Consider the following 26,267-nt stretch of genomic DNA (forward strand, 5'->3'; position numbering starts at 1 on the left):
GTGGTGCAGGTCGCCTGGCGCGGCGGGTCGGTCAGCTCGCGGTGACGAGCGTGCCGATCTTCTCACCCTCGAGCGCACGCGTGACGTTGCCGTGCTCCTCGAGGCCGAAGACCCGCATCGGCACGTCGTTGTCGCGGCACAGGCTCAGCGCGGAGGTGTCCATCACGCCGAGCTCGCCCACGATCGCCTCGGTGTAGGTCAGGTGGTCGAGCTTGCGGGCCTCGGGGTCGTGCCGCGGGTCCGCGGAGTAGACCCCGTCGACGCCGTTCTTGCCCATGAGGACCTCCTGGCAGTGCGTCTCGAGCGCGCGCTGGACCGCCACGGTGTCCGTCGAGAAGTACGGCATGCCGGCGCCGGCGCCGAAGATCACGACGCGGCCCTTCTCGAGGTGCCGGATCGCACGGAGCGGGATGTACGGCTCGGCGACCTGGCCCATCGTGATGGCGGTCTGCACCCGGGTGCTCACCCCGGCCTGCTCGAGGAAGTCCTGGAGCGCGAGGCAGTTCATCACCGTGCCGAGCATGCCCATGTAGTCGGCACGGGCGCGGTCCATGCCGGACTGCGAGAGCTCGGCGCCGCGGAAGAAGTTGCCGCCGCCCACGACGATGGCGACCTGGACGCCGGCACGCACGGCCACGGCGATCTCGCCGGCGATGCGGCGCACGACGGGGACGGCCAGGCCGACGTCGCCGCCGCCGAAGCTCTCGCCGGAGAGCTTGAGCAGCACGCGCCGGGCCGGGGCGGCACCGGTCGTCGTGCCGGTCGTCGGTCCGGTTCCGGCGGACGGGTCCTGGGTCACGTGTCCTCCACGTCGCTCGGGCGCCGGTCCGGCGCGCTCGCCCGCTGGGGTCCCGGGCCGCGCCCGGCGGGCCGCGGGCGCCCGGTGCGGCGGTGGCCCCGGACCTGTCGGACCGGGGCCACCGCCGTCGTCAGAAGATCAGGCTCCCACGCGGTAGCGCACGAAGCCCGTGAGGGTGCCGCCGGCCTCGGCGAGCACCTGGCCCACGGTCTTCTTCGGGTCCTTGGCGAAGGCCTGGTCGACGAGGACGCTCTCCTTGAAGTACCCGTTGAGGCGACCCTCGACGATCTTCGGCAGAGCGGCCTCCGGCTTGCCCTCGTTGCGGGCCGTCTCCTCGGCGATGCGCCGCTCGTTCTCGACGACGTCCGCGGGGACCTCGTCGCGCGAGAGGTAGGTCGGGGAGTACGCCGCGACGTGCGTGGCGATGTCACGGGCGACGGCCGCACCGGCCGCGTCCGTGGCGACGAGGACGCCGACCTGGGGCGGCAGGTCCTTGTTGACCTTGTGCAGGTAGACCTCGACGTGCTCGCCGGAGAGGCGGGCGACGCGGCGCACGACGACCTTCTCGCCGAGCGTCGCAGCCGTCTCGGTGACGACGTCCTGGACGGTCGCGCCGTCGGTGTCCGCCGCGAGGAGCGCGTCGGCGTCCGCCGCGCCGGAGGCGACGGCGGCCGCGAGCACGCGGTCCGCGAGCGAGATGAACGTCTGGTTCTTGGCGACGAAGTCCGTCTCCGAGTTGATCTCGACCAGGACGCCCACGTGGCCGGCGCCGTCGGCGGTGGGGCCGACGTGCGCGGCGACGAGACCGTCGGACGCGGCGCGGCTCTCGCGCTTGCCGACGCCCTTGAGCCCCTTGACCCGGATGATCTCGAGGGCCTTGTCGGTGTCGCCCTCGGCCTCCTCGAGCGCCTTCTTCACGTCCATCATGCCCGCGCCGGTCCGCTCGCGCAGGGCCTTGATGTCGGCCAGCGAGTAGTTCGCCATCAGTTCCGTCCGTCCTTCGGTTCTGTCCCGCACCGGCGACGACCGGTGCGGCGGGCGGGTCGCGTCAGGCGACCCGCCCGCGGGGCTGTCGGGTGCGTCAGGCCTGCTCGGCCGGGGCGTCGTCCGAGGCGGGGGCCTCGGCGGCCGGGGCCTCGTCGGCGACGACGGGGGCCTCGCCCGAGGCAGCGGGCACCTCGTCCGCAGCGGCCTCGGCGGGGGCCGCCTCGGCAGCGGCAGCCTCGGCCGGAGCGGCCTCGGCGGACGCGCCGGCGAGCAGCTCGCGCTCCCACTCGGCGAGCGGCTCGGCCTCGGCCGGGGCGCCCTGGGCGGCGGACGAGCCACCGGAGTGACGCTTGAGCGTGCCGTCGGCGACCGCGTCGGCGATCACGCGGGTCAGCAGCTGCACGGCACGGATCGCGTCGTCGTTGCCCGGGATCGGGTAGTCGACGACGTCGGGGTCGCAGTTGGTGTCGAGGATCGCGACGACCGGGATGCCGAGCTTGCGCGCCTCGTCGACCGCGAGGTGCTCCTTGTTCGTGTCGACGATCCAGACGGCCGAGGGGACCTTGGCCATGTCGCGGATGCCGCCGAGCGTCTTGGTGAGCTTGTCCTTCTCACGACGCAGGACGAGGAGCTCCTTCTTCGTCAGGGACGAGCCCGCGACGTCGTCGAAGTCGATCTGCTCGAGCTCCTTGAGGCGCTGGAGGCGCTTGTGGACGGTCGAGAAGTTGGTGAGCATGCCACCGAGCCAGCGCTGGTTGACGTAGGGCATGCCCACGCGCGCGGCCTGCTCGGCGACGGGCTCCTGGGCCTGCTTCTTCGTGCCGACGAACAGGATCGAGCCACCGTGCGCGACGGTCTGGCTGACGAACTCGTAGGCGCGGTCGATGTACGTCAGCGACTGCTGCAGGTCGACGATGTAGATGCCGTTGCGCTCGGTGAAGATGAAGCGCTTCATCTTGGGGTTCCAGCGGCGCGTCTGGTGCCCGAAGTGGACACCGCTCTCGAGCAGCTGGCGCATGGTCACGACGGCCATGGCACGTCCTCCCGGCGCGCACCGACGGGTGCGCGCGTCGTCGAGCGGGCCGCGAGGGCCCGCGTCATCGGTTGTCGGTCCGCCCGGCGGGCGGTCCCCTGGTGCCATGCACCACCCGCACCGGGTCGAGGACCCGGACCGCTGCAGGCGACGCCCCGGTCCACGCCACGGGGTCGTCCCCCGCGTCATGATCGAGCCATGGCACGCGAATTCGACCGGCACGTGCCGGTCGTGGGGGAAGTCTAGCGGACCACGACCCGCGTCCCGTCCACCGGGCCGCGCCACCCCGGCCGCACGGACCCACGAGCCGCCCACAGCCCGGCGTCGCGACCCTGCGGCCCTCAGACCCCGCCCGCCCCACGACCGCGCGCCGCCGGTACCGCCCAGCCTGGCCAAATGACCCCGGCACCCCACGACCGCCCGACCCGCCCCCGCCCGACCCGCCCCGTCGGCACCGCGCCGCGGCCGGCCCCGTCCCGGCAGGGCTCTGCCCCGGCGCAGCGGGCGCACCGGAGGGCACGACGGGGCGCGTCCGCGGTCCTCGTCTGCGCCGCGCTCGCCGTGACCGGGGCGGCGGCGGGCAGCGCCGCTGGCCCGCAGGCCGGCAGCACGGCGGCCACCACGTCCGCCGAGGACGGGGCGGTGCTCTACCGCGCACCGGTGCTGCGCACCCTCGACGTGCAGCGCCCGTTCGAGGCACCGCCGCAGCCCTGGGCTGCCGGCCACCGCGGCGTCGACCTGGCGGCCCGGGACGGCGAGGCCGTCGTCGCGCCCGCCGCGGGGGTCGTCACGTTCGCCGGCACCGTGGTCGACCGCGGCGTGCTGACCATCACCCACCCCGACGGACGTCGCAGCAGCGTCGAGCCCGTCCGGCCCGTGGCCGCCGTCGGCACCGCGGTCGCCGCCGGCGACGTCGTCGCGGTCGTCACCGGGCCCGCCCACTGCCCGCCCCTCACCTGCCTGCACTGGGGCGTGCGCGAGGGCAAGACCTACGTCGACCCGCTGACGCTCCTGCCGGGCGCGGGGCCCGTCGTGCTGCTGCCCGCGCGAGACCGGTGACCGGCCGCACGCCCAGGCTCAGGACCGCGTGGCGGGGGTCAGCCCCGCTCGGCCTCGACGAGACGCGTCCGCAGCCGGATCATCGCCGCCGTGTGGATCTGCGAGATCCGCGACTCCGTCACGCCCAGCACCCGGCCGATCTCCGCGAGCGTCATGCTCTCGTAGTAGTACAGGACCACGACCAGGCGCTCCCGCTCACCGAGGCACTCGATGGCGCGCGCCAGCAGGAACTTCGTCTCCGCGGCGTCGGCGGCACCGGCGGGGTCCTGCGTGCGGCTGTCGGCGAGCGTGTCGGCGAGCGTGGCCGCACCGGGGCGGTCGTCCGACCCGGACAGCAGCTCGTCGAGCGCGATCATGTTGACCGACGCGAGCTGGGAGTACACGGCGCGCAGGTCACGGACCGGCACCTGCATGCGACGGGCCAGCTCCTGCTCGGTCGGGGCCCGGTGCAGCTCGCCCTCGAGCTCGGCGTAGGCGCGGTCGACCGCACGCGCCTTGGTCCGCACCGAGCGCGGCACCCAGTCCATCGCCCGCAGCTCGTCGATGATCGCGCCGCGGATCCGCGACGACGCGTACGCCTCGAACCGCACCGCACGGTCCGTGCGGTACTTCTCGATCGCGTCGATCAGGCCGAAGACCCCGTACGAGACGAGGTCGGCGTGCTCGACGGTCGACGGCAGGCGCATGCCGATGCGCCCGGCGACGGCCGTCACGAGCGGCACGTAGTGCAGGATGAGGCGCTCCCGGGTCTGCGGCGACCGGGTCTGGACGAACTCCTCCCACAGGGCGTCGACCTCGTCCGCGACGCGCAGCCCAGCACCGCGCACGACCTGCGGGTCGTCGACCGCGTCGTCGACCAGCGCGGCGGGCTCGTCCGCCGTGGGGGTGCCGCCGGCGGCGTCGACTGCCTCGTCCGCCGGGCGCTGCTGCGGGATCACACCGCTCGGTGCCGTCCCTGCGTGCTGCTGGAGTCCCCGGGGGACCACGTGCAGGGTCGTCATCGGCTGCTCTTCCTCTGGGACTGCCCGGGCGGTGCGCGCGGCCTGCGGGTCGTACGGGGGCACGAGCTGCAGCGTCGCGCTGCGCCCGGTCGGGGTGCGTGGGTCCACCGGCCTCACGCCCGCGGGTGTGCGAGTCGGTACGCCGAACGGAGCCGTTCGGCGGAGACGTGGGTGTAGCGCTGCGTCGTCGCCAGGCTGGAGTGCCCGAGCATCTCCTGCACGGAGCGCAGGTCCGACCCGCCCTCCAGCAGGTGCGTCGCCGCCGTGTGGCGCAGCGCGTGCGGAGCGACGTCGTCCACGCCCGCCACCGCGGCGAGCGCGTGCACCACCGCACGCACGGTGCGCTGGTCCACGCGACCGCCCCGCCGACCCAGCAGGAGGGCCGCACCGGTGGCGGGTCCGACGAGCTGCGGGCGAGCCACGTCGAGCCAGGTCCGCAGCGCGTCACGCGCAGGCAGCCCGAACGGCACGACGCGCTCCTTGTCCCCCTTGCCGACGACCCGCAGCAGGCGGTCGTCGAGATCGACGTCGTGGACGTCGGCCCCGCACAGCTCGCCGACGCGGACGCCCGTGGCGTAGAGGACCTCGACCGCCACCCAGTCCCGCACGTGCACCGGGTCGCCGTCGGAGGCGCGCCCACGGGCGACGTCCAGCAGCCGGGCGACCGGCTCCTGGGCAAGGACCACGGGCAGCGTGCCGCCGGTGCGCGCAGCCGCGAGCCGCTGCGTGGGGTCCGTGGCGAGGCGGGCCGTGTGCGTCGCCCACCCGAAGAACGTGCGCGCGGCCGCCGAGCGGCGTGCCAGCGTGGCCCGGGCGTTGCGCTCGGCCTGGGCGGCGAGCCAGGCGCGCAGCACCGGCAGGTCGACCTGGTCCAGGCGGGACCGGCCCTGGCGGACCGCGAAGTCGAGCAGCTGCCGCACGTCGCCGACGTAGGCGCGCACCGTGTGCTCGGACAGGCCCCGCTGGGCCCGCAGGTGCAGGGCGAAGTCGGCGAGCAGGCGCTCGCGTGCGGGCGCCCCCGCCGTGACCTCTGCCATGAACATGTCCCCTAAGGTGACGGTCGACCGTCCAGTCGACAAGGCGCAAGAATCGTTCGAGGGACCCGGTCGGTCCGGTTGCGGCGACGATGTCCGGTTACCGGGTCCCGATTCCCACGAACGCCGTATTTTTTCATCCTCGGCCCCGCTCACCCCGCGGACGCGCCGCCCATCCGGCCCCCACCCTGCGGACCAGCCCCTCCAGCTCGAGGGTGCCGAGCGCAGCGCGCACCTCCGCCAGGCTCGACCCGGCCCGCGCGGCGAGCTCGCCGGGCTCGAGCGCACCGCGGCGCGGGACGTGCTCCAGCACGCGGGCCGCGACGGGGTCCAGGCCGTCCCCCGGCGCCCGGGTCGGCTCCTCGCCGGGCCCACCGTCGAGGGGTCCGACGAGCTCGAGCACCTCGGCCACGTCGGTGACCAGCACGGCCACGCCGTCGCGCACGAGCCGGTGGCACCCCGCCGACGCCGCCGACGTCACCGGGCCCGGGACCGCGCCGACCGGGCGCAGCAGCCGCGCGGCGTGGTGCGCGGTGCTCGCCGCACCCGAGCGCCAGGCGGCCTCGACGACGACCGTCGCGTCGGCGAGCGCCGCGATGAGGCGGTTGCGCTGCAGGAACCGGCTGCGGGTCGGTGCCGCACCGGGCGGGACCTCGGAGACCACGGCACCTCCGGTGCGCACCACCTCCTCGAGGAGCCGGGCGTTGCCCGCCGGGTAGGCGCGGTCCACGCCGCCTGCCAGGACCACGACGGTGCGGCCGTCGCCGGCGAGCGCACCGCGGTGGGCGGCCGCGTCGATCCCGTACGCGCCGCCGGACACCACACCGAGGCCCGCCGCGACGAGGCCCACCGCGAGGTCGACGGCGACACGCTCGCCGTAGGAGGTGCTGGCACGCGCCCCGACGAGGGCGACACCCGGGGTGGGGACGGCGCGGGGTTCGCCGCGGACCCACAGGGCGAACGGAGCGGCGGGGCCCAGGTCGTCGAGCCGTGCCGGCCAGTGCGGGTCGCCGGGCACGACGAGGTGGGCACCGGCCCGGGCACCGGCGCGGGCCAGGGCCGGGGTGTCGACGCGGGGGCGTCGCGCCGCCCAGCGGTCGAGCGCGCGGGTCAGGCGGGCACGCGCCGGGGGCGCGAGGTCGGAGCCGGCCCCGAGGAGGTCCCAGTCGGCGCTCCCGGTGAGCGACCTGTCGACCCAGTCCAGCGCGGCTGCCGCGCCGCACGCGGCGACGAGCGCCCCCGCGACCTCGTCGCCGGGCTCGACGAGCGCCGACCACACGGCCCGCGCGGCGCGGTCGCCGTGCGCGGGTGCCGGCGCCGCAGGCGAGGTCCGACCTGCTCGTGCGTGACCCGTCGGCGTCAGGTCGGGCTGCGTCAGGTCGGGCTGCGTCGCGCGAGGCGCCCTCATGCCCCGTGCCCCCGGGTCCGCAGCAGGAGCGCCTCGCGCACCTGGGCGCGGGACGGTGCGGTGCGACCGTCGAGATCGGCCAGCGTCCACGCCACGCGCACGACCCGGTCCATGCCGCGCAGCGACAGCGTGCCGCGGTCCACGGCGCGGTCCAGGTCGGCCACGAGCGCACGGTCGGGCCCCAGCCTCTCGCGCAGGCGCGCCCCGGGGACCTCCGCATTCGTGCGCCACCCGTGCGCGCGCCAGCGCTCCCCCTGCGCGGCCCTGGCCCGCGCCACCCGTGCGGCGACGGCCGCGGTCGGCTCGCCGGGAGCGTCGGTGGCGCGGGCGGGCGGCATCTCCAGCTGCAGGTCGACCCGGTCCAGCAGGGGGCCGGCGAGCCGGCCGAAGTAGCGGCGGCGCTGCTCGCTGCGGCACGTGCAGCCCAGCCCCTTGCCGCTGCCCCGCCCGCACGGGCAGGGGTTGGCCGCGAGCACCAGCTGGAAGCGGGCGGGGTACCGGGCCGTGCCGGCCGCGCGGTGCAGCACGAGCTCGCCCTGCTCGAGCGGCTGACGCAGGGTCTGGAGCACGGCCGGGCGGAACTCGGGCGCCTCGTCGAGGAAGAGCACACCGCGGTGGGCCCGGGAGGCGGCACCCGGGCGTGGCACCCCGGACCCGCCTCCGACGACGCTCGCGGCGGTGGCGGTGTGGTGCGGGTCCTCGAAGGGCGGCCGGCGCAGCAGACCCCGGGTGGGGTCGAAGGTGCCGGCGACGGAGTGCACGGCCGTGACCTCGACGGCGTCGGGCTCCTCGAGGTCCGGCAGCAGGCCGGGCAGTCGCGCGGCGAGCATGGTCTTCCCCGCCCCCGGCGGCCCGACCATCAGCAGGTGGTGGCCGCCGGCCGCGGCGACCTCGACACCGTGCCGGGCCTCCTCCTGGCCGAGGACGTCCGCGAGGTCGGGAGCCTGCCCGCCCGACGGCACCGCGGCCGTGACGTCGGCGACGGGCGTGACGTCCGGGACGACGACATCGGCCCCGTGCACGGCGCACACGTGGGCGAGGCTCGTCGCGCCCACGACGTGCGCACCCGGGACGAGGGCCGCCTCGGCGGCGTTCGCGGCGGGCACGACGACGCGCGGCAGCCCGGCCGCGACGGCTGCCGCGACCGCCGGCAGGACGCCGCGCACGGGCCGCAGACGCCCGTCGAGCCCGAGCTCGCCGACGTGCACCCACCCGGACACGGCGGCGGCGTCGACGGCCCCCGCGGCGGCGAGCGTCGCGACGGCGACCGCGAGGTCGAAGCCCGACCCGGCCTTCGGGAGGCTGGCGGGCGAGAGGTTCACCGTGATCCGTCGGTTCGGCCACGCCAGGCCGGACGACGTGACGGCGGCCCGGACCCGGTCGCGGGACTCCGCGAGCGACGCGTCGGGCAGACCGACCAGGGTGAACGCCGGCAGCGACGGGGCCAGGTGGGCCTCGACCTCGACGACGTGCCCCTCGAGGCCCAGCAGCGCGACGGCGTGCGTGCGTCCCAGCACTCAGACCACCCCCGCGAGGTGCTCGACCTGGGCACGCCCGGCGCGGGGCAGCACGATCGCGAGGACGTCGACCCGCACGGACGCCGGCCGCACGTCGTGCTCGCGCAGCCAGCGCGCCGTCAGCCGCCGCACGCGGGCGAGCTTGCGTGCCGTGACCGCCTCCGCGGGCGAGCCGAACGTCGCCGACCGCCGCGTCTTGACCTCGACGGCGACGAGCTCGTCACCGTCGAGGGCGACCAGGTCGAGCTCACCGTCCGCGCACCGCCAGTTGCGGTCGAGGACCTGCCACCCCGCGCGCTGCACCCATGCCGTCGCGACGTCCTCGCCGTACCGACCCACCGCGTCCTTCGCCTGCACCGGACCACCTCCGCCGCACACCCTGCGGTGCGGCGGGGGCCCGGCGTCGGGCGCAGGTCGCAGGCCGGGCGACGGCCACCGGCACGCACGGCTGTGGGCGGCTCGGTCGCGGCACCGCCGCGACCACCACGGGCCCGTCGGGGCACCCCCGGCATCAGGTCAGCGTGCGAAGCCCGTGCCGGAACCGAGGTCGAGCTCGGCCTTCGCCAGCTCCTCGACGTTGACGTCCTTGAACGTCACCACGCGCACGGACTTCACGAACCTCGCCGAGCGGTACACGTCCCACACCCAGGCGTCCACGAGCGCGAGCTCGAAGTACACCTCCCCGGCGGCGGACCGCACCTGCAGGTCGACGTGGTTGGCCAGGTAGAAGCGGCGCTCGGTCTCCACCACGTAGGAGAAGAGCCCCACGACGTCCCGGTACTCGCGGTAGAGCGCGAGCTCCATGTCGGTCTCGTAGTTCTCCAGGTCCTCGGCGCTCACCGGACCATCATCCCCCATCCCCCGCGGCCCGCCGACGTGCGCGGCCGCGGCGCGTCACACGTCCAGCGTGCCCGCCGCCCACGCCCCGCCCGTCGGCGCTGCGGCCTGCGGGGGCCCCGGGACGGCCTCGGGCAGGCGCCAGGACCGGCGGTGCAGCTGGCTGGGTCCGTGCTCGCGCAGCGCCGCGAGGTGGTCGGGTGCCGCGTAGCCCTTGTTCTCGTCCCACCGGTACGACGGGTGCACGCGCGCGTGCTCCACCATCAGCGCGTCCCGCTCGCACTTGGCCAGGACGCTCGCCGCCGCGACGCTCGCGCACGTGCGGTCCGCCTTGACGCGCAGGTGCACGCGCGGCGTCGGGACCGCGGTGACGAACAGGTCGTCCTGCACGCCGAACAGGTCCGGGTCCGGCGGGGTCAGCCAGTCGTGCGACCCGTCGAGGATCACGGCGTCGACGGGCCCGACCACCGCGCTCACCCCGGTCAGCGCGCGCGTCGCGGCCAGCCGCAGAGCCGCCACGATGCCCCGCTCGTCGATCTCCTGGGCCGAGGCGTGCCCCACCGCGCGGGCGACGCCCCACCGGCCCAGCGCGGGCAGCAGCGCGGTCCGCGCCGCGGGCGTCAGCAGCTTGGAGTCGGCCACGCCGCGGGGCGCCGAGCGCGTGGACGCGTCCACGACGACGACACCCACGCTCACGGGACCCGCGAGCGAGCCGCGCCCCACCTCGTCCATGCCGGCGACGTACGTGCTGCCGGTGCGCAGCAGGGCCCGCTCGTGCCGCAGGTGCGGGGCGGGCCGGGTCGGGCGCCGCGCGGCACGGGCGAGCGCCGGCGCGCCCTGCGGCCCGGCGGCCGGTCCTGCGGTCGTCGTCATGCGGCGTCGGGCACGTTCGCGAAGGTCTCGGTCGGGTTGCGCAGCACCGTCGTGCGGTCCAGCGGCCAGACCGTCACGAAGGCCATGCCGACCACGTTGTCGACCGGCACCGACCCGCCGCCCGGACGACCCTGGTTGTAGCGGGAGTCCGACGAGTGCTGACGGTTGTCGCCCATGACCCACAGGCTGTTCTCGGGCACGACCACGTCGAAGGCGCGCTCGCTGGGCACCGATCCCGGCGCCAGGTACGCGGTCTCGTCGAGCGCCACGCCGTTGACCGTCACCGGCTCGCCGGGGCCGGCGCACGCCACGTGGTCGCCGGGCAGCCCGATGATGCGCTTGACGAGGTGCTCGCCGGCGTCCTGCGGGAGCAGGCCGATGAACGTGCCGACCTCGGTGAGCGTGTCGACGACGGGCCCGCGGTCCACGACCGGCTCGGGCTGCAGCCAGCCCCCGGGGTCCTTGAACACGACGATGTCGCCGCGCCGCAGGTCGAACGGGCCGGGCGTGAGCTTGCTGACGAGGATGCGGTCGTTCTCCACGAGCGTCTCGTGCATCGACTGCGACGGGATGAAGAACGCCTGCACGAGGAAGCTCTTGACGACGAGCGACAGCACGAGCGCGCTGACGAGGATGATGGCGGTCTCGCGCACCCAGCTCCACGCGGACCAGCGGCGCCGGTGCACGGAGGCGCGCTCGCGGCGGCGCGGCACCTGCGGCACCGGCACCCGACGGGCGCCGGCCGGGCCGTCGGTGCCCGGGGCCGGCGCGGACGCGGTCGCGCCGAACCGCGGCTCCTGCGCGGTGGTCGGCTGCCAGGGCGTCGCCCGGGTCTCGTGCTGCCACGCCGCCGGCGTCGTCCTCAGGTCATCGGGGCGTCGCTCGCTCACCGACTAACTGTCGCACGAGCGACGCGCACGCGTGCCGCCTCGTGCGGCGCCGGGGAGCGTGTCGCCCGCGCACGGGTGCGCGCCGTCCACGGGCCGGGCGCCGGACGACGCGGGCAGGAACGCCGACGGGCGGCCACCGGTGAACCGGTGACCGCCCGTCGTCGGGTGCGCGTGCGCTCAGCCCTTCTTGGCCGGGACGCTGTCGCGCTTCTCCTTGATCTTCGCCTTCTTGCCGCGCAGGGCACGCAGGTAGTACAGCTTCGCGCGACGGACGTCACCGCGCGTCACGACCTCGACCGTGTCCAGCGTCGGGGAGTTGACGGGGAACGTGCGCTCCACGCCCACGCCGAAGCTGATCTTGCGGATCGTGAAGGTCTCGCGGACACCGGCACCCTGACGGGCGATGACGACGCCCTGGAACGCCTGGACACGAGAGCGGTTGCCCTCGACGACCTTGACGTTGACCTTGAGGGTGTCGCCGGCACGGAACTCCGGGATGTCGCTGCGCAGCGATGCTGCGTCGAGCGCGTCGAGCGTCTGCATGTCGTGTCGCTTCCCCGCCCTGCCGCAGGTCAGGTACGTGATCGACGGGCCGGCGCGCTGCGGGGCAGGGCGACGACCCGAGGGTTCGTGGTCCGGTGGTCCGGGCCGGGACGTCCCGGGAGGGCGTCCGGCCCGTGCGTCGTGGTCGCTCCCCCCTGCGGCAGGGAGGCGGTCGACGCACACCGACCGACCAGTCTGCCACAGCAGAGCCGGGGTGCCGAATCGCCCGTCAGAGCGCCGCGGGCTCCTCGCCGGCGGGCCCGCCGGTCGGCGACGGCACCAGCACGCCGTCCTCGACCACCCAGCCGGCCGCCGCGAGGACCGCGAGGTCGGTGCGGTCGAGCCCGGTGACGTCGAGGGCCGCCAGCAGGTCCGGGCGTCGGCGGGCGGTCCGCTCCAGGGCCTGGTCGCGGCGCCACCGCGCGACGCGACCGTGGTGCCCGGACAGCAGCACCTCGGGCACGTCGCGCCCCCGCCACGAGGGCGGCTTGGTGTAGACGGGGTACTCCAGCAGCCCCGCCGCGCCGTGCGACTCCTCGACGAGCGACTCGGGGTTGCCGACGACGCCGGGCAGGAGGCGCGCGACGGCCTCGACCACGACCAGCGCCGCGACCTCGCCCCCGTTGAGCACGTAGTCCCCGAGCGAGATCTCGGTGACCCGCCCGCGGGCGGCCCGGTCCTCGACCACGCGGGCGTCGATGCCCTCGTAGCGGCCGCACGCCACGACGATCTGCTCCTCGCCGGCGAGCGCCTCGGCGGTCCGCTGCGTGAACCGCTCCCCCGCGGGCGACGGCACGAGCAGGTGGCCGGCCGGCGTGAGCACGTCGTCGAGCGCGCGCCCCCACACGTCGGGGCGCATGACCATGCCGGCACCGCCGCCGAACGGGGTGTCGTCGACGGTGCGGTGCCGGTCGTCGGTCCAGTCGCGCAGGTCGTGCACGCGCAGGTCGAGCAGCCCGCCGCGGCGGGCCTTGCCGACGAGCGACAGCTCCAGCGGCGCCAGGTACTCCGGGAAGATCGAGACGACGTCGACGCGCACGCGCTCAGGCCTCGTCGTCGACGACGAGGGACGCCGCGTCGGCGGCCAGGAGCCCGCCCGGCGGGTCCAGCACGACGCGGCCGCCGGGGACGTCGACGACCGGGACGATCGCCCGGACGAACGGCACCCGGGTGCGCTCCCCCGCCGGTTCGCGGACCACGAGGACGTCGTGCGCGGGCAGGTGCTCGAGCCCGACGACCTCGCCGAGCAGGCGCCCGTCGGCGACGTGCTCGGCGCGCAGGCCGACGAGCTGGTGCGGGTACCAGGCGTCCTCGTCGTCGTCGTCCGCGTCGGTGTCGACGACGAGCTCGACGCCGCGCAGCGCCTCGACGGCGGTGCGGTCGGACGCCCGGTCGAGCGTCACGTACCAGCGGTCCTGCGCCCGCCGCACCGACGTGAGCGTCAGCGGCCCCGCCGAGACGGGCTGCGTCGCGAAGCGGGCGCCGACGACGAGCCGCTCCTCGGGCGCGTCGGTCCGCACGTCGAGCAGCACCTCGCCGCGCAGTCCGTGCGGTCGGCCGATGCGGGCCACGGTCAGCTCCACGAGCTCCTCCGGGGTGGTGGGGTGGGGACGACGACGGCCCGGCCCCGTACGGGGTCCGGGCCGTCGTGCGGCACGTGCTGGGGTCGGCCTGCTGAGCGCCGGTCGGCTCAGCGCCGGTCGACGTCGACGACGTCGACCCGGACGGGCCCGTCCGCCGACAGGGCGCCGACGACGGTGCGCAGCGCCTTCGCGGTGCGCCCGCCGCGGCCGATGACACGGCCGAGGTCCTCGGGGTGCACGCGCACCTCGAGCATCTCGCCGCGCCGCAGGGACGACGTGCGCACGTGCACGTCGTCCGGGTGGTCGACGATGCCGCGCACCAGGTGCTCCAGCGCGTCGGCGAGCATCAGGCCTGCTCGTCCTCGGCGGGCGCCGGGGCGTCCGCGGCCGCCGCGGCGGCCTTCTTCTCGGACGCCTTGGCCTTGGCCTTCTCGGCGTCGGCGGCGACCGCGTCGACCGCGGCCTTCGCGTCGGCCTTGGCCGCCTTGACGCGCAGCGTGCCCTCGGCACCGGGCAGGCCCTTGAACTTCTGCCAGTCGCCGGTGACCTTGAGGAGCGCGAGGACCTGCTCGGTCGGCTGCGCGCCGACGCCGAGCCAGTACTGCGCGCGCTCGGAGGCGACCTCGATGAGCGAGGGCTCCTCGGTGGGGTGGTACTTGCCGATCTCCTCGATCACGCGACCGTCACGCTTGGTGCGCGAGTCGGCGACGACGATGCGGTAGTACGGTGCGCGGATCTTGCCCATGCGCTTGAGGCGGATCTTCGTGGCCACGGTGTGGTCTTCTCCTGATGTCTGTTCCAGGGACCTCGCGGCGCTTCCCGTGGGGTAGGGCGCGCCGGTCCGGCCGGGGACACGGCGGGCACAGGTAGAGGGGCTGTGCGAGCCGAGTACAGCCGACCATTGTGCCAGACGGTGGAGGGTGCTGCCCGCACGTCCGTCGGGGGCCGGTCGGACGGCCCTGTCAGCGCACGCGCGTCCCGCGCAGGACGACCGCCGTCGGCGCCGCCAGCGCCGTGACGTCGGCACGGGGGTCGCGGTCGTAGACGACGACGTCGGCGCTCGTGCCCTCGTCGATGCCGTCGACGCCCAGCCAGGCCCGGGTGCGCCAGCTCGCGGCGGCGACGACGTCCCGCACGGGCACGCCCGCCGCCACCATCGCCGCGGCCTCGTCCGCCACCCGGCCGTGCCCGATGGTGCCGCCGGCGTCCGTGCCGACCAGCAGGCGCACGCCCGCGTCGTGCAGGTCGCGCACGTGCTGCTCCCGCCGGGCGTGCATGGCCCGCATCCGCGCCGCGAACCGGGGGAACCGGGCCTCGCCCTGCGCGGCGATCGCGTCGAACCGCTCGACCTGCAGGAGCGTCGGCGTCACGGGGACGCCCGCCGCCGCGATGCGCTCGACCTGCGCGGGCGTCGCGCCCGTCGCGTGCTCGAGGCAGTCGACGCCCGCGTCGAGCAGCGGGTCGAGGGCCTCGGTCGCGAACGTGTGCGCCGTGACCCGCGCGCCGGCCGTGTGGGCGGCGGCGACCGCCTCGACCAGCACGTCGGCGGGCCACAGGGGGCGCAGGTCGCCCTCGGGCCCCAGGTCGCGGTCGATCCAGTCCGCGACGACCTTGACCCAGCCGTCGCCGCGCGCGGCCTCGTCGCGGACGGCTCGGGGCAGGTCCGTGACGGCCTCGAGCTCGCGGCCGTAGTGCCGCAGGTAGCGGCGCGGCCGGGCCAGGTGCCGGCCCGCGCGCAGCAGCCGCGGCAGGTCCGCACGCGCGTGCACCCACCCGGTGTCGGCGGGCGAGCCGGCGTCGCGCACGAGCAGGACCCCGGAGTCGCGGTCGGCCAGCGCCTGCCGCTCCGCGGCGGCCGCGTCGACGGGCCCGTCCGCGTCGAGCCCGATGTGGCAGTGCACGTCGACCAGCCCCGGCAGCACCCACCCGTGCAGCGTGGCGTCGGGCACGCCCGCCGGCCGCTCCAGCGTGAGGCGGTCGCCGACGACCCACGCGTCGCCGACCTCGCGCTCGTCGTCGAGGACGACCGTGCCCCGCAGGTGCAGGACGCCCATGGCCGTCAGCGACCGCCGAGGAGCTTGTCGAACCCGGCGGGCAGCTGCAGCTCCGTCGGCGCGGCGGGCGCCTGCGGCGCGGGGGCCCCCAGGCCGAACGCCGAGCCCGCGGGGGCGGCCGGGCCCTCGCCCGATCCCCGCGCCGCCGCGGCGCGCTCCTGCTCGGCGCGCTTGGCCGGGTTGCCCGAGCGGGCGCCGCGCGCCTTCTTGGCGGGGGCCTGGCGTCCACGGGACTTCTTGCCGCCCATGCCCGGCAGGTTGCCCATCCCGGGCACGCCGCCCGGCATGCCGCCGCCCTTGGCCATCTGGCGCATCATCTTCTTCGCGCCGTCGAAGCGCTCGAGGAGCTGGTTGATCTCGCTCGTCGTGGTGCCCGACCCGCGCGCGATGCGGGCGCGGCGCGACCCGTTGATGATCTTGGGGTTCTGCCGCTCCCCCGGGGTCATCGACCGGATGATCGCCTCGATGCGGTCGACCTCGCGCTCGTCGAAGTTCTCCAGCGCCTCGCGCATCTGGCCCATGCCCGGCAGCATGCCGAACATCTTCTTGATCGAGCCCATGTTCTTCAGCTGCTGCATCTGCACGAGGAAGTCCTCGAGCGTGAAGTCCTCGCCCGAGACGAGCTTGCCGGCCATCTTCTCGGCCTGCTCGGCGTCGAACGCCTTCTCGGCCTGCTCGATGAGGGTGAGCACGTCACCCATGTCGAGGATGCGCGAGGCCATGCGGTCGGGGTGGAACACCTCGAAGTCGGTGAGCTTCTCACCGGTCGAGGCGAACATGATGGGCCGGCCGGTGACGCTGGCGATCGACAGCGCCGCACCGCCGCGGGCGTCGCCGTCGAGCTTGGACAGCACGACACCGGTGAACCCGACGCCGTCGGCGAAGGCCTGCGCGGTGGTCACCGCGTCCTGGCCGATCATCGCGTCGACGACGAAGAGGATCTCGTCCGGCTGGACCGCGTCGCGGATGTCCGCGGCCTGGGTCATCAGCTCGGCGTCGACTCCGAGACGGCCGGCGGTGTCGACGACCAGCACGTCGTGCTGACGGGTCCTCGCGTGCTCCAGGCCCGCCCGGGCGACGGCCACGGGGTCGGCGCCGGCGGGCAGCACGTCGTCGGCGCCCTGGTTGCCGGGGTGCGGGGCGAACACCGGCACGCCCGCACGCTCGGCGACGACCTGGAGCTGCGTCACCGCGTTGGGGCGCTGCAGGTCCGCGGCGACGAGGAGCGGCGTGTGCCCCTGCTCCTTGAGCCAGCGCGTGAGCTTGCCGGCCAGGGTCGTCTTGCCCGCACCCTGCAGGCCGGCGAGCATGATGACGGTCGGCGGCTGCTTGGCGAACGCCAGCGTGCGCGTCTGCCCGCCGAGGATCGCCACGAGCTCGTCGTTGACGATCTTGACGACCTGCTGCGCCGGGTTCAGCGCGCCGGAGACCTCGGCGGACAGCGCGCGCTCGCGCACGGCGCCGGTGAACTGGCGGACGACCGGGACCGCGACGTCGGCGTCGAGCAGCGCGCGCCGGATCTCCCGGATCGTGGCGTCGATGTCGGCCTCGGAGAGCCGACCCTTCGTCCGCAGGTTCTTGAACGTCGACGTCAGACGGTCGGACAGGGTGGCGAACAACCGGACCTCGCTGAGGGAGACGGACTTCTACGGACGTCCCAGGGTACCGTCCAGCGCCCGCGCCGCCCGTGCCGTGAGGTCGTCGACGAGCGCCTGCCGCCACGTGGTCCACGCGGCGGGGCCGGCGGCCGACGCGTCGGCCTCCGTCAGGGCGCGCAGCATGACCAGCATGTCGGCCCGGTGGTCGACCGCCTCGAGCAGCCGCTGCACCGTCGTCGGGTCCTCGGGGTCGGCCGTGGTGGCCAGCTCGGACAGCGTCAGGTGCTCGCGCACGAGGCGCACCACGTCGGCGCCGACCTCGGGCCCGAAGCCCATCCGCGCCACGATCGGGCCGGCCAGGCGGGCCCCCTCCACCGAGTGGTCGCCGGCACCCGCGCGCTTGCCGATGTCGTGCAGCAGCGCCGCGAGCAGGAGCGTGTCGGGGTGGGCGACGTCGCGCCGGTCCCGGCCCGCGCGGGCCACGGTCTCGACGAGGTGGCGGTCGACCGTGTGCCGGTGGATCGCCGAGCGCTGCGGCCGGTTGCGCACCCCCGCCCACTCCGGCACCCACGTCGTCACGACGCCGGCCAGGTCGAGCGCCTCCCACACGGGCACCTGCGCCGGGCCGGAGCCCAGCAGGTGCAGCAGCTGCTGCCGGGCGGCGCGCGGCCACGGGGTCGGCAGCGGCGGCGTCTGCTCCAGGCTGGCGACGGTCACCGGCGAGAGCACCAGGCCCGTGCGGGCCGCGGTGGCCGCCGCGCGCAGCGAGAGCACGGGGTCCTCGGCGGGCCGGGCGTCGACCGCGAGCACCAGCTCGCCGTCGTGCTCCACGAGCCCCTCGGCGATGGTCCGCAGGCGCGGCGGGGTCCGCCGTCCGCGCACCAGCCGGGGCGTGCGCGCCGGGCGCTGCAGGGCCTGGCGGGCGTTGCGGGCCGTGGTGTCCAGGGCGTACGAGATGACGCGGCCGGCCTCGGCGATCGACGCGAGCAGGTCGTCACGGTCGTCGAACCCGACGAGCGAGGCCACCTCGTCCTGGTCGGCCTGGAGCAGGCGGTTGGTGTGCCGGCGCGTGCTGACCTGCACGGCGTCGCGCACGTCGAGCAGGTGCGTGTACGCGTGGTCGACGGCACCGTGCGGGCGGTCCGTCAGCCAGGTCGCGGCGAGCGCGGACAGCACGACCGCGTCACGGATGCCGCCGCGCGCCTCCTTGAGGTCCGGCTCGATGAGGTAGGCGAGCTCGCCGTGCCGGTCCGCGCGCTGCTTGGTCGAGGCCAGCAGCTCGGGCAGACGGCGCCGGGCGGCGGACCGCCAGTCCGCGAGCAGCGCGGAGGTCGCCCGGGCCACGACGAGACCGTCGCCGGCGACGTGCTGGAGCTCGAGCAGGCCGACCGCGGCGGGCAGGTCGCGCGAGGCGACCTGGCGGCACTGCGCGAGCGAGCGGACGGAGTGGTCGAGGTCGAGCCCGGCGTCCCAGATGGGGTACCAGAGCCGCTCGGCCAGCTCGGCCAGCTCGGCGGGCGAGTGCCCGCGGCCCTCGTGGACGAGGAGCAGGTCGAGGTCGCTGACGGGGCTGGCGTCGCCGCGCCCGACGCTGCCGACGACGCCGAGCGCGACGCCGGTGACGTCACGGCCCTCCGTGGCCTGCGTCCACAGGTCGGCGAGGGCGTGCACGACGAGGTCGGCGATCGCGCGCCGACGGGCGACGCCGTCGGTCCCGGGGCCGGTCATCCGGGCGGCGAGGTCGAGCCGAGCGGCACGCAGGTCCCGCACCCCGGCGGGGTGCGGGACCTGCGACGAGCCGTTCTCGGCCGCGCCCCCTGCGGGCGGCCGTGGTGCATTCATGCGGGTGCGGGCGCCGTCCTGGTCAGAGGGCGTCGTCGCCGTGCTCGCCGGTGCGGACGCGGGCCACGTCCTCGACCGGCACGACCCAGACCTTGCCGTCACCGATCTTGCCGGTCTGCGCCGCCTGGACGATGACCTCGGTGACCCCCGCCGCGTCCTCGTCCGCGACGAGGACGTCGATCTTCACCTTCGGCACCAGGTCGACCGTGTACTCGGCGCCCCGGTACACCTCGGTGTGGCCGCGCTGGCGGCCGTAGCCGCTGGCCTCGCTCACCGTCAGACCGCGGACGCCCGCGGCCTCGAGGGCCGACTTGACGTCGTCCAGCCGGTGCGGCTGGATGACCGCCGTCACGAGCTTCGTCATCACTTCACCTCCGTCACGACGCGGGCGCCGGAGCCCTGCGTCTCGTACGCGGTCTCGCCGTGGACGGCGAGGTCGATGCCCTGGACCTCCTGGTCCTCGGGGACACGCAGGCCGATCGTCGCCTTGAGGATCAGGGCGATCACGAGCGTCGCGAGGCCGCTGAACACGATCGCGGCGAGCGCCACGATGATCTGGGTCACCAGCTGGCCGACGCCCCCACCGTAGAACAGACCGTTCGACGCACCGTCGATGTACCAGGTGGCGTTGGCGTCCGTCGAGAAGAAGCCGATGAGGACCGTGCCGACGAGACCGCCGACGAGGTGCACGCCGACGACGTCGAGCGAGTCGTCGTAGCCGAACTTGTACTTCAGGCCGACCGCCAGGGCGCAGAGCACGCCGGCGACGAGGCCGATGGCGATGGCGCCCCACGTGTCGACGGCCGCGGCCGCCGGGGTGATGGCGACGAGGCCCGCGACGACGCCCGACGCGGCACCCAGCGACGTGGCGTGCCCGTCGCGCAGCTTCTCCGTGCCGATCCAGGCGAGCAGCGCGACGGCCGTGGCGACCGTGGTGTTGATCCAGGCGCGTCCCGCCGTGCCGTCCGCCGCGAACTCGGAGCCGGCGTTGAAGCCGAACCAGCCGAACCACAGGAGCGCGGCACCGAGCATGACGAAGGGCAGGTTGTGCGGGCGCATCGCCTCGGTGCCGAAGCCCTTGCGCTTGCCGGCGACGACCGCCAGCACGAGACCGGCGATGCCGGCGTTGATGTGGACCACGGTGCCGCCGGCGAAGTCGATCGGGATCGGGAGCGAGTCCGCGAGGAGGTATCCGGTACCGAGGACGCCACCGCCCCAGACCATGTGGGCCATCGGGATGTACACCACCGTGACCCACACGGCGGCGAAGACCAGCCACGTGCCGTACTTCAGACGGTCGGCCACCGCGCCGGAGATCAGCGCCACCGTGATCACGGCGAACGTGAGCTGGAAGCCCGCCGCCACGAGGAACGGGACACCGGTCGCCGCCATGAGGCTCTGGTCGTCCGTCGCGCCCTGCAGGCCGAGGAAGTCGAGCGGGTTCCCGATGAACCCGCCGATGTCCGTGCCGAAGGTCGCCGAGTAGCCGTACACGACCCAGATGACGGAGACGATGCCGAGGGCACCGAAGCTCATCATCATCATGTTCAGGACGCTCTTGCCGCGCACCATGCCGCCGTAGAAGAACGCCAGCGCCGGCGTCATCAGCAGCACGAGGGACGCGGCGAAGATGATGAACGCCGTGTTCCCGCTGTCGAGTTCGAATGCCATGGAGTTCGCCTCTCCCCTCGCCAGCCTGGGGGTGGCTGGTCGCGGACCACGGTGGTGGAGGCGGGTTTCGGTGGCGCGCTCGTCCGGTTACCGCGACGTGACAAGCACCGGGCCGGTGTAAACGTTCTGTTTCGACCAGGGCGGATGTCCGAGTCCTGGGACACCCGCCCCGGCGCGTGCCTCAGTCGCCGAGCAGGCCGTCGACGAACGCCTCGGGGTCGAAGGGCGCCAGGTCGTCCGGCCCCTCGCCGAGGCCGACGAGCTTGACGGGCACCCCGAGCTCGCGCTGCACGGCCACGACGATGCCGCCCTTGGCGGTGCCGTCGAGCTTCGTCAGGACGATGCCCGTGACGCCCGCGACCTCGCCGAACACGCGCGCCTGCTGCAGCCCGTTCTGGCCGGTCGTCGCGTCGAGGACGAGCAGGACCTCCGACAGCGGGGCCTCGCGGGTGATGACGCGCGTGATCTTGCCGAGCTCGTCCATGAGGCCGGTCTTGTTCTGCAGGCGGCCGGCGGTGTCGACGAGCACGACGTCCGCCCCGTCGGCCCGCCCGGCCTTCACGGCGTCGAACGCGACGGCCGCGGGGTCGGCGCCGTCGCGGTCCGAGCGGACCGTGCGCACGCCCACGCGCGAGCCCCACGTCTGCAGCTGGTCGGCCGCGGCCGCGCGGAACGTGTCCGCGGCACCCAGCACCACGGTGCTGCCGTCCGCCACCAGCACGCGCGCGAGCTTGCCGACCGTCGTGGTCTTGCCGGTGCCGTTCACGCCGACGACCATGACGACGGCAGGCACCCGGGACCCGTCCTCCGCCGTGCCGGGCGCGGTGCGCAGGCCCCGGTCCAGCGCGGGGTCGACGAGGGCGAGCAGCTGCTCGCGCAGCACGGCGCGGGCCTGCGTGCCGTCCTGGATCCCGTCGACGCGCACGCGGGTGCGCAGCGCCGCCATGAGCTCGTCGGTCGGGCCCGCACCGATGTCGGCGAGCAGCAGGGTCTCCTCCAGCTCGTCCCAGTCGTCCTCGCCGAGGTGGTCGCGCGAGAGGACCGTGAGGAGGCGGGCGCCGAGCGGGGAGCCGGAGCGGGCCAGCCGCTCGCGCAGCCGACGCAACCGCCCGGCCGTGGGGGCGGGGGTGTCGAGCGGCGGGGCCGTGACCGCGTCCGCGGCGACGGGCGACGGGATCGTCTCGGCCGCGGCGGCGGTCGGCTCGACGGCGACGTCGGGCGGGACGACCGTGGCGGTGGCGTCCGGTGCGGCGGTGCCCGCGGTGGTCGTGCCGGTGGACCCGTCGGCCGGGGGCCGGGTCGCGGCGCCCCGGCGTCGGACGACGACGGCGGCCACGGCGCCGGCGACGACCACGGGGGCGCCGATGAGGACGGGGAGGAGGTCGGTGAGATCCACGGCGTCAGTCTGTCAGGACGTCGGGGGGCGGGCCTCGGCGACGCGGCGGCACGCTCCCCGCAGGGCCGCCGTCGTCAGGCGGAGCGGCGGGCGCGCAGCGGGCGGACCGCGCGGTCGCGGGCGCGCTGCAGGTCGTCGGCGAGCTCGTCGACGTTGAGGTACGCGTCGCCCACCTCGGCGGTCTCGCGCAGGAACTGCGCGAGGGACAGGTCCACGGGCTCGACGGCCGCGGCCCGGGCGGCGTCGAGCTGGTCGGCGTCGGGGTGGCGGCGCGAGCGCCAGCCCCGCCGGAACGACTCCCACGCGGAGCCGTCGCCGCCGGGCGTCGCCGCGGTGCTGGCGAGCAGGACGACGCCGGCGGCGGCGAGGAGGGCGAGCACGATGACGACGAGGACGACGACCACGGGTCCAGTGTCATCCCACGACCGGGTGGACGCCGCTGCCGACGCGCGGTCCACGGGCCGCGACCACGACACCTTCACAGAACGTCGCCCGGGCGGCCCAGCGACCGTCAGACGGCGGCGTCCTCCCGCAGACGCTGGCTGATGACCGTGGTCACACCGTCGCCGCGCATGGTGACGCCGTAGAGCGCGTCGGCGATCTCCATGGTGCGCTTCTGGTGCGTGACGACGATGAGCTGGGAGTCGTCCTGGAGCTCGCGGAAGATCTCCAGCAGACGCCCGAGGTTCGCGTCGTCGAGGGCCGCCTCGACCTCGTCCATGACGTAGAAGGGGCTGGGGCGGGCCTTGAAGATGGCGACGAGCAGCGCCACGGCCGTCAGCGACCGCTCGCCGCCGGAGAGCAGCGACAGCCGCTTGACCTTCTTGCCGGCCGGGCGCGCCTCCACCTCGATGCCCGTGGTCAGCATGTCGTCGGGGTCGGTGAGCACGAGGCGCCCCTCCCCGCCGGGGAACAGCCGCGGGAACACCACGTCGAACGCGGCGGCGGTGTCGCGGTACGCCTCGCTGAACACCTGCTCGACGCGCTCGTCGATGTCCTTGACGATCTGCAGCAGGTCGGTGCGGGACTTCTTCAGGTCCGCGAGCTGGTCGACGAGGAAGCGGTGCCGCTCCTCCAGCGCCGCGAACTCCTCCAGGGCCAGGGGGTTGACGCGGCCGAGCTGCGACAGGGCCCGCTCCGCGGCCTTCAGGCGCTTCTCCTGCTCCGCACGCACGTACGGGACGGCCCGGGGCGCGTCCTCGTCGGCCGGCGGCGGCACCAGCGGCACCGGGCGGTCGGGGCCGTACTCCTCGAGCAGCACGGCGGGGTCGATGCCGAGGTCCTCGACCGACCGCTGCTCGAGCTGCTCGATGCGCAGCCGCTGCTGCGTGCGGGCCATCTCGTCGCGGTGCGCGACGTCCGTGAGCTCGGCCAGGTCGCGGGCGAGCGCGTCGACCTGCCCGCGGACCGTCGTCAGGTCCCGGTCGCGCTCGGCGCGCGCGGCCTCGGCGGCGTCGCGCTCGTCCGCGGCGTGCCGCAGCGCCACGTCGAGCAGCGCGACCACGTGCACGGCCGCGGCGTGCACGGCCCCCGCGACGGACGCCTGCCGGGCCCGGGCCCGCTCGCGGGCCGCGGCCCGCTCGCGCGCGGCGCGCTCGGCCGCTGCCGCCCGCTCCAGGCTCTCGGCGCGGCCCGACAGCGCCCGGGCCCGCTCCTCGGCCGTGCGCAGCGTCAGGCGGGCCTCGGTCTCACGGGCGCGGGCCGTGGTCGCCCCGGTCGCCGCCTCGTCCCGACCGGCCGTGGCCTGCGCGATCGCCGCCTCGGAGTCCTCCGGCTGCTCCTGCACCGCCGCCAGCCGCGCCGTCAGCTCCGCCAGGGCGGCGTGGTCCTCGGCGAGCGCGCGGCCCGCCGTCTCGAGCGAGCGCTCGACCCGCTCGGCCTCCGCACCCGCGGCCCGTGCGGCCGAGCCCAGCTGCCCGAGCTGCTCGGCGACCGCGGCGAGCGCCGCGTCGGACTCGTGCAGGCGGTCCAGGGCGGCCTCGACACGGGCCACGGCTGCGGCGCGGGCCTCCTGCGCGGCGGCCAGCGCGAACCGCAGGCGCTCCGCCTCCGCGCCCGCACGCGCACCGGTCTCCCGTGCCGTCTCCAGGGCGGCCTGCAGGTGCAGGGCGCTCGGTGCCGTCGCGGACCCGCCCGACGCCCGCACCTGCGACAGCACGTCCCCCGTGCGGGTGGCCACCACGAGCCGCGGGTGCGCCGCCACCAACGGGCGGGCCGCGGCCAGGTCGTCGACCACCACGACGTCGGCGAGCAGCGCGTGCACCGCGTCGCGCACCGACGGCGGCGCCTGCACGAGGTCCACGGCCCGGTCGACGCCGGGCGGCAGCGGCACGTCCGACGCGCCCGCCCCGCTCGCGACGAGCATCGTCGCCCGGCCCGCGTCCTCCGTGCGCAGGTACCGGATCGCGTCCACCGCGGCGTCGACGGACTCCACCGCCACGGCGTCGGCGAGCGCCCCGAGCGCCGCCACCACCGCGTCCTCGTCCCGTGTGTCGACCTGCAGGAGCGCCGCGACGGACCCGACCGTGCCGGGCAGCCCGTCGGCCGCGAGCAGCGCGCCCGCGCCGTCCTTGCGGGTCAGCGACAGCTCGAGGGTCTCGACGCGAGACGCCTGCTGGTCGCGCTCGCGCTCGGCCGCGCGCAGCCGGTCCTGCAGGTCCTGCACGGACGCGGTCGCGGCGTCGAGCTGCTCGGCGGCCGCCTCGTGCTCCGCGTCGAGGCCCTCCTCCCCCTCCTCCACACCGGCCACCTGGGACTCCAGGGCCGCGAACCGGCTCGTCGCGTCCTGCGCGCGCTCCTGCGCGGCCGCCAGCTGCTCCCGCAGGCGACCGATCTCGCCCTCGGTGGCCTCGACGCGGCTGCGACGCGCGGCGACCTGCCCGGCCAGACGGGCGACACCCTCCCGACGGTCGGCGGCGGTGCGCTGCAGGTCGGCCAGGGCCCGCTCGGCCCCCTGGGCGGCCGTCTCGGCGTCCTGGCGGGCGGTCGTCGCGGCGGCCACCGCGGCGCGCGCGACCTCGACCTCGGCCGCCAGCTCGGCCTCCGCCCTGCGCACCCGCTCCGCCTGCGCCTCGAGGTCGCGCGGTTCCTGCCCGGACGTGCGCTCGGCCACCGCCGAGCCGAGCAGCCGCACCCGGTCCGCCGCCAGGGACGCCGTGCCGCGCAGCCGCTCACGCAGCGCCGACAGCTGGTACCAGACGTCCGACGCCTCGCTCACGGCCGGCGCGGCCTCCGCCGCCGCCTGCTCCAGGCCCGCGAGCCGCGCCCGGGCGGCGGCGAGGTCGGCCTCGACCTGCTCGCGGCGCACCCGCAGCGCGGACTCGTCGGCGATCTCCTGCTCCAGCGCGGCCATGAGCTGGGCCAGGTCGTCGGCGAGCAGCCGCGCCCGGGCGTCCCGCAGGTCGGTCTGCACCACCGCCGCCTTGCGCGCGACCTCGGCCTGCCGGCCCAGCGGTCCGAGCTGGCGGCGGATCTCCGTGGTCAGGTCGGCCAGGCGCGTGAGGTTGCCCTGCATCGCGTCGAGCTTGCGCAGGGCCTTCTCCTTGCGCTTGCGGTGCTTGAGGACGCCCGCGGCCTCCTCGACGAAGCCGCGCCGCTCCTCCGGCGTCGCGCGCAGCACCGCGTCGAGCTGCCCCTGCCCGACGATCACGTGCATCTCGCGGCCCAGGCCGGAGTCCGACAGCAGGTCCTGGATGTCGAGCAGCCGGCAGCCCTGGCCGTTGATCGCGTACTCCGACCCGCCGTTGCGGAACAGCGTGCGCGAGATCGTCACCTCGGAGTACTCGATCGGCAGCGCCCCGTCGGTGTTGTCGATCGTCAACGACACCTCGGCGCGGCCCAGCGGCGGGCGGCCGGACGTGCCGGCGAAGATGACGTCCTCCATCTTGCCGCCGCGCAGCGACTTCGCGCCCTGCTCCCCCATCACCCACGCCAGCGCGTCGACCACGTTGGACTTGCCCGAGCCGTTCGGGCCGACGACGCAGGTGATGCCGGGCTCGAAGCTCAGCGTCGTCGCCGACGCGAACGACTTGAACCCGCGCAGCGTGAGCGTCTTGAGGTGCACGGGGGCAGCCTAGGCAACGCGAGGGCCCGCACCGCGCACGCCCCGCGGTGCGAGGACGGCGCCGTGCGGGCCCGTCGGC

At 75.7% G+C, this 26,267-nt stretch carries 25 protein-coding genes; 1 reads left to right on the forward strand and 24 read right to left on the reverse strand.

Annotation, left to right across the window (positions count from 1 at the left end; translation table 11 throughout):
- Positions 1 to 31: 31 nt before the first annotated feature.
- The 3 genes from pyrH to rpsB form a co-directional block, all read right to left on the reverse strand.
- Positions 32 to 799, reverse strand: coding sequence for a UMP kinase (gene pyrH / locus FBY24_RS18215; RefSeq protein ID WP_370511015.1), 768 nt, complete (start codon positions 797 to 799; stop codon positions 32 to 34).
- A 138-nt stretch (positions 800 to 937) separates the two neighbouring features.
- Positions 938 to 1,783 (reverse strand): translation elongation factor Ts, encoded by an 846-nt coding sequence (tsf, locus tag FBY24_RS18220; protein ID WP_140460435.1) that lies wholly within the window; start codon positions 1,781 to 1,783, stop codon positions 938 to 940.
- Between the two features lie 97 nt (positions 1,784 to 1,880).
- Positions 1,881 to 2,819, reverse strand: coding sequence for a 30S ribosomal protein S2 (gene rpsB / locus FBY24_RS18225; RefSeq protein ID WP_142162754.1), 939 nt, complete (start codon positions 2,817 to 2,819; stop codon positions 1,881 to 1,883).
- Between the two features lie 396 nt (positions 2,820 to 3,215).
- Between rpsB and FBY24_RS18230 the strand changes: the two genes are divergently transcribed.
- Positions 3,216 to 3,878: a peptidoglycan DD-metalloendopeptidase family protein gene (locus FBY24_RS18230; RefSeq protein ID WP_142162756.1), complete on the forward strand. Its 663-nt coding sequence runs from the start codon at positions 3,216 to 3,218 to the stop codon at positions 3,876 to 3,878.
- Between the two features lie 38 nt (positions 3,879 to 3,916).
- On the opposite strand, the gene FBY24_RS18235 is transcribed toward FBY24_RS18230, so the two are convergent.
- The 21 genes from FBY24_RS18235 to smc form a co-directional block, all read right to left on the reverse strand.
- The gene (locus FBY24_RS18235) at positions 3,917 to 4,879 is read right to left on the reverse strand and encodes a FliA/WhiG family RNA polymerase sigma factor (protein ID WP_142163746.1); all 963 of its coding nucleotides are present in this window, start codon (positions 4,877 to 4,879) and stop codon (positions 3,917 to 3,919) included.
- A gap of 113 nt (positions 4,880 to 4,992) precedes the next feature.
- Positions 4,993 to 5,916, reverse strand: coding sequence for a tyrosine recombinase XerC (locus tag FBY24_RS18240; protein WP_142162758.1), 924 nt, complete (start codon positions 5,914 to 5,916; stop codon positions 4,993 to 4,995).
- Between the two features lie 133 nt (positions 5,917 to 6,049).
- Positions 6,050 to 7,321 (reverse strand): DNA-processing protein DprA, encoded by a 1,272-nt coding sequence (gene dprA, locus FBY24_RS18245; RefSeq protein WP_142162760.1) that lies wholly within the window; start codon positions 7,319 to 7,321, stop codon positions 6,050 to 6,052.
- Positions 7,318 to 8,838 (reverse strand): YifB family Mg chelatase-like AAA ATPase, encoded by a 1,521-nt coding sequence (locus FBY24_RS18250; RefSeq protein ID WP_142162763.1) that lies wholly within the window; start codon positions 8,836 to 8,838, stop codon positions 7,318 to 7,320. Before FBY24_RS18250 ends, dprA begins: the two co-directional genes overlap by 4 nt.
- A complete protein-coding gene (locus FBY24_RS18255; RefSeq protein WP_142162765.1) occupies positions 8,839 to 9,195 on the reverse strand; it encodes a YraN family protein in 357 nt (118 codons plus the stop codon). It lies immediately after the preceding gene.
- Positions 9,196 to 9,354: 159 nt separating this feature from the next.
- Entirely contained in the window at positions 9,355 to 9,678 is a 324-nt protein-coding gene (locus FBY24_RS18260) for a DUF2469 domain-containing protein (RefSeq protein WP_140460429.1), read from the reverse strand.
- Between the two features lie 54 nt (positions 9,679 to 9,732).
- Entirely contained in the window at positions 9,733 to 10,548 is an 816-nt protein-coding gene (locus tag FBY24_RS18265; RefSeq protein ID WP_142162767.1) for a ribonuclease HII, read from the reverse strand.
- Complete coding sequence (gene lepB / locus FBY24_RS18270) at positions 10,545 to 11,438, reverse strand: signal peptidase I (RefSeq protein WP_370511016.1); 894 nt, start codon at positions 11,436 to 11,438, stop codon at positions 10,545 to 10,547. Before lepB ends, FBY24_RS18265 begins: the two co-directional genes overlap by 4 nt.
- Before the next feature lie 177 nt (positions 11,439 to 11,615).
- Positions 11,616 to 11,981: a 50S ribosomal protein L19 gene (rplS, locus tag FBY24_RS18275; RefSeq protein WP_140460427.1), complete on the reverse strand. Its 366-nt coding sequence runs from the start codon at positions 11,979 to 11,981 to the stop codon at positions 11,616 to 11,618.
- A gap of 229 nt (positions 11,982 to 12,210) precedes the next feature.
- On the reverse strand, positions 12,211 to 13,020 hold the full coding sequence (gene trmD / locus FBY24_RS18280) for a tRNA (guanosine(37)-N1)-methyltransferase TrmD (protein WP_142162769.1): 810 nt from the start codon (positions 13,018 to 13,020) through the stop codon (positions 12,211 to 12,213).
- 4 nt (positions 13,021 to 13,024) lie between these two features.
- Positions 13,025 to 13,564 carry a ribosome maturation factor RimM gene (gene rimM / locus FBY24_RS18285; protein ID WP_142162771.1) on the reverse strand — a complete coding sequence of 180 codons (540 nt, stop codon included), beginning with the start codon at positions 13,562 to 13,564 and terminating at the stop codon, positions 13,025 to 13,027.
- 107 nt (positions 13,565 to 13,671) lie between these two features.
- Positions 13,672 to 13,911 carry an RNA-binding protein gene (locus FBY24_RS18290; protein WP_140460424.1) on the reverse strand — a complete coding sequence of 80 codons (240 nt, stop codon included), beginning with the start codon at positions 13,909 to 13,911 and terminating at the stop codon, positions 13,672 to 13,674.
- Positions 13,911 to 14,336 (reverse strand): 30S ribosomal protein S16, encoded by a 426-nt coding sequence (gene rpsP / locus FBY24_RS18295; protein WP_140460423.1) that lies wholly within the window; start codon positions 14,334 to 14,336, stop codon positions 13,911 to 13,913. Before rpsP ends, FBY24_RS18290 begins: the two co-directional genes overlap by 1 nt.
- A 190-nt stretch (positions 14,337 to 14,526) precedes the next feature.
- Entirely contained in the window at positions 14,527 to 15,618 is a 1,092-nt protein-coding gene (locus FBY24_RS18300; RefSeq protein ID WP_142162773.1) for an amidohydrolase family protein, read from the reverse strand.
- Between the two features lie 5 nt (positions 15,619 to 15,623).
- Positions 15,624 to 17,237: a signal recognition particle protein gene (ffh, locus tag FBY24_RS18305; RefSeq protein WP_142162775.1), complete on the reverse strand. Its 1,614-nt coding sequence runs from the start codon at positions 17,235 to 17,237 to the stop codon at positions 15,624 to 15,626.
- Between the two features lie 27 nt (positions 17,238 to 17,264).
- Positions 17,265 to 19,058, reverse strand: a complete 1,794-nt coding sequence (locus FBY24_RS18310; RefSeq protein WP_142162777.1) for a [protein-PII] uridylyltransferase — start codon at positions 19,056 to 19,058, stop codon at positions 17,265 to 17,267.
- Positions 19,059 to 19,080: 22 nt separating this feature from the next.
- Positions 19,081 to 19,422, reverse strand: coding sequence for a P-II family nitrogen regulator (locus FBY24_RS18315; protein ID WP_140460419.1), 342 nt, complete (start codon positions 19,420 to 19,422; stop codon positions 19,081 to 19,083).
- Positions 19,422 to 20,729 (reverse strand): ammonium transporter, encoded by a 1,308-nt coding sequence (locus tag FBY24_RS18320; protein ID WP_142162779.1) that lies wholly within the window; start codon positions 20,727 to 20,729, stop codon positions 19,422 to 19,424. The genes FBY24_RS18315 and FBY24_RS18320 overlap by 1 nt, the downstream gene beginning before the upstream one ends.
- Positions 20,730 to 20,910: 181 nt before the next feature.
- Positions 20,911 to 22,125: a signal recognition particle-docking protein FtsY gene (ftsY, locus tag FBY24_RS18325; protein WP_142162781.1), complete on the reverse strand. Its 1,215-nt coding sequence runs from the start codon at positions 22,123 to 22,125 to the stop codon at positions 20,911 to 20,913.
- A 74-nt stretch (positions 22,126 to 22,199) separates the two neighbouring features.
- Complete coding sequence (locus FBY24_RS18330) at positions 22,200 to 22,529, reverse strand: hypothetical protein (protein ID WP_142162783.1); 330 nt, start codon at positions 22,527 to 22,529, stop codon at positions 22,200 to 22,202.
- A gap of 107 nt (positions 22,530 to 22,636) precedes the next feature.
- On the reverse strand, positions 22,637 to 26,188 hold the full coding sequence (gene smc, locus FBY24_RS18335) for a chromosome segregation protein SMC (protein WP_142162785.1): 3,552 nt from the start codon (positions 26,186 to 26,188) through the stop codon (positions 22,637 to 22,639).
- Positions 26,189 to 26,267 lie beyond the last annotated feature (79 nt).

Source organism: Cellulomonas sp. SLBN-39 (genome assembly GCF_006715865.1).
Classification (GTDB): Bacteria; Actinomycetota; Actinomycetes; order Actinomycetales; family Cellulomonadaceae; genus Cellulomonas.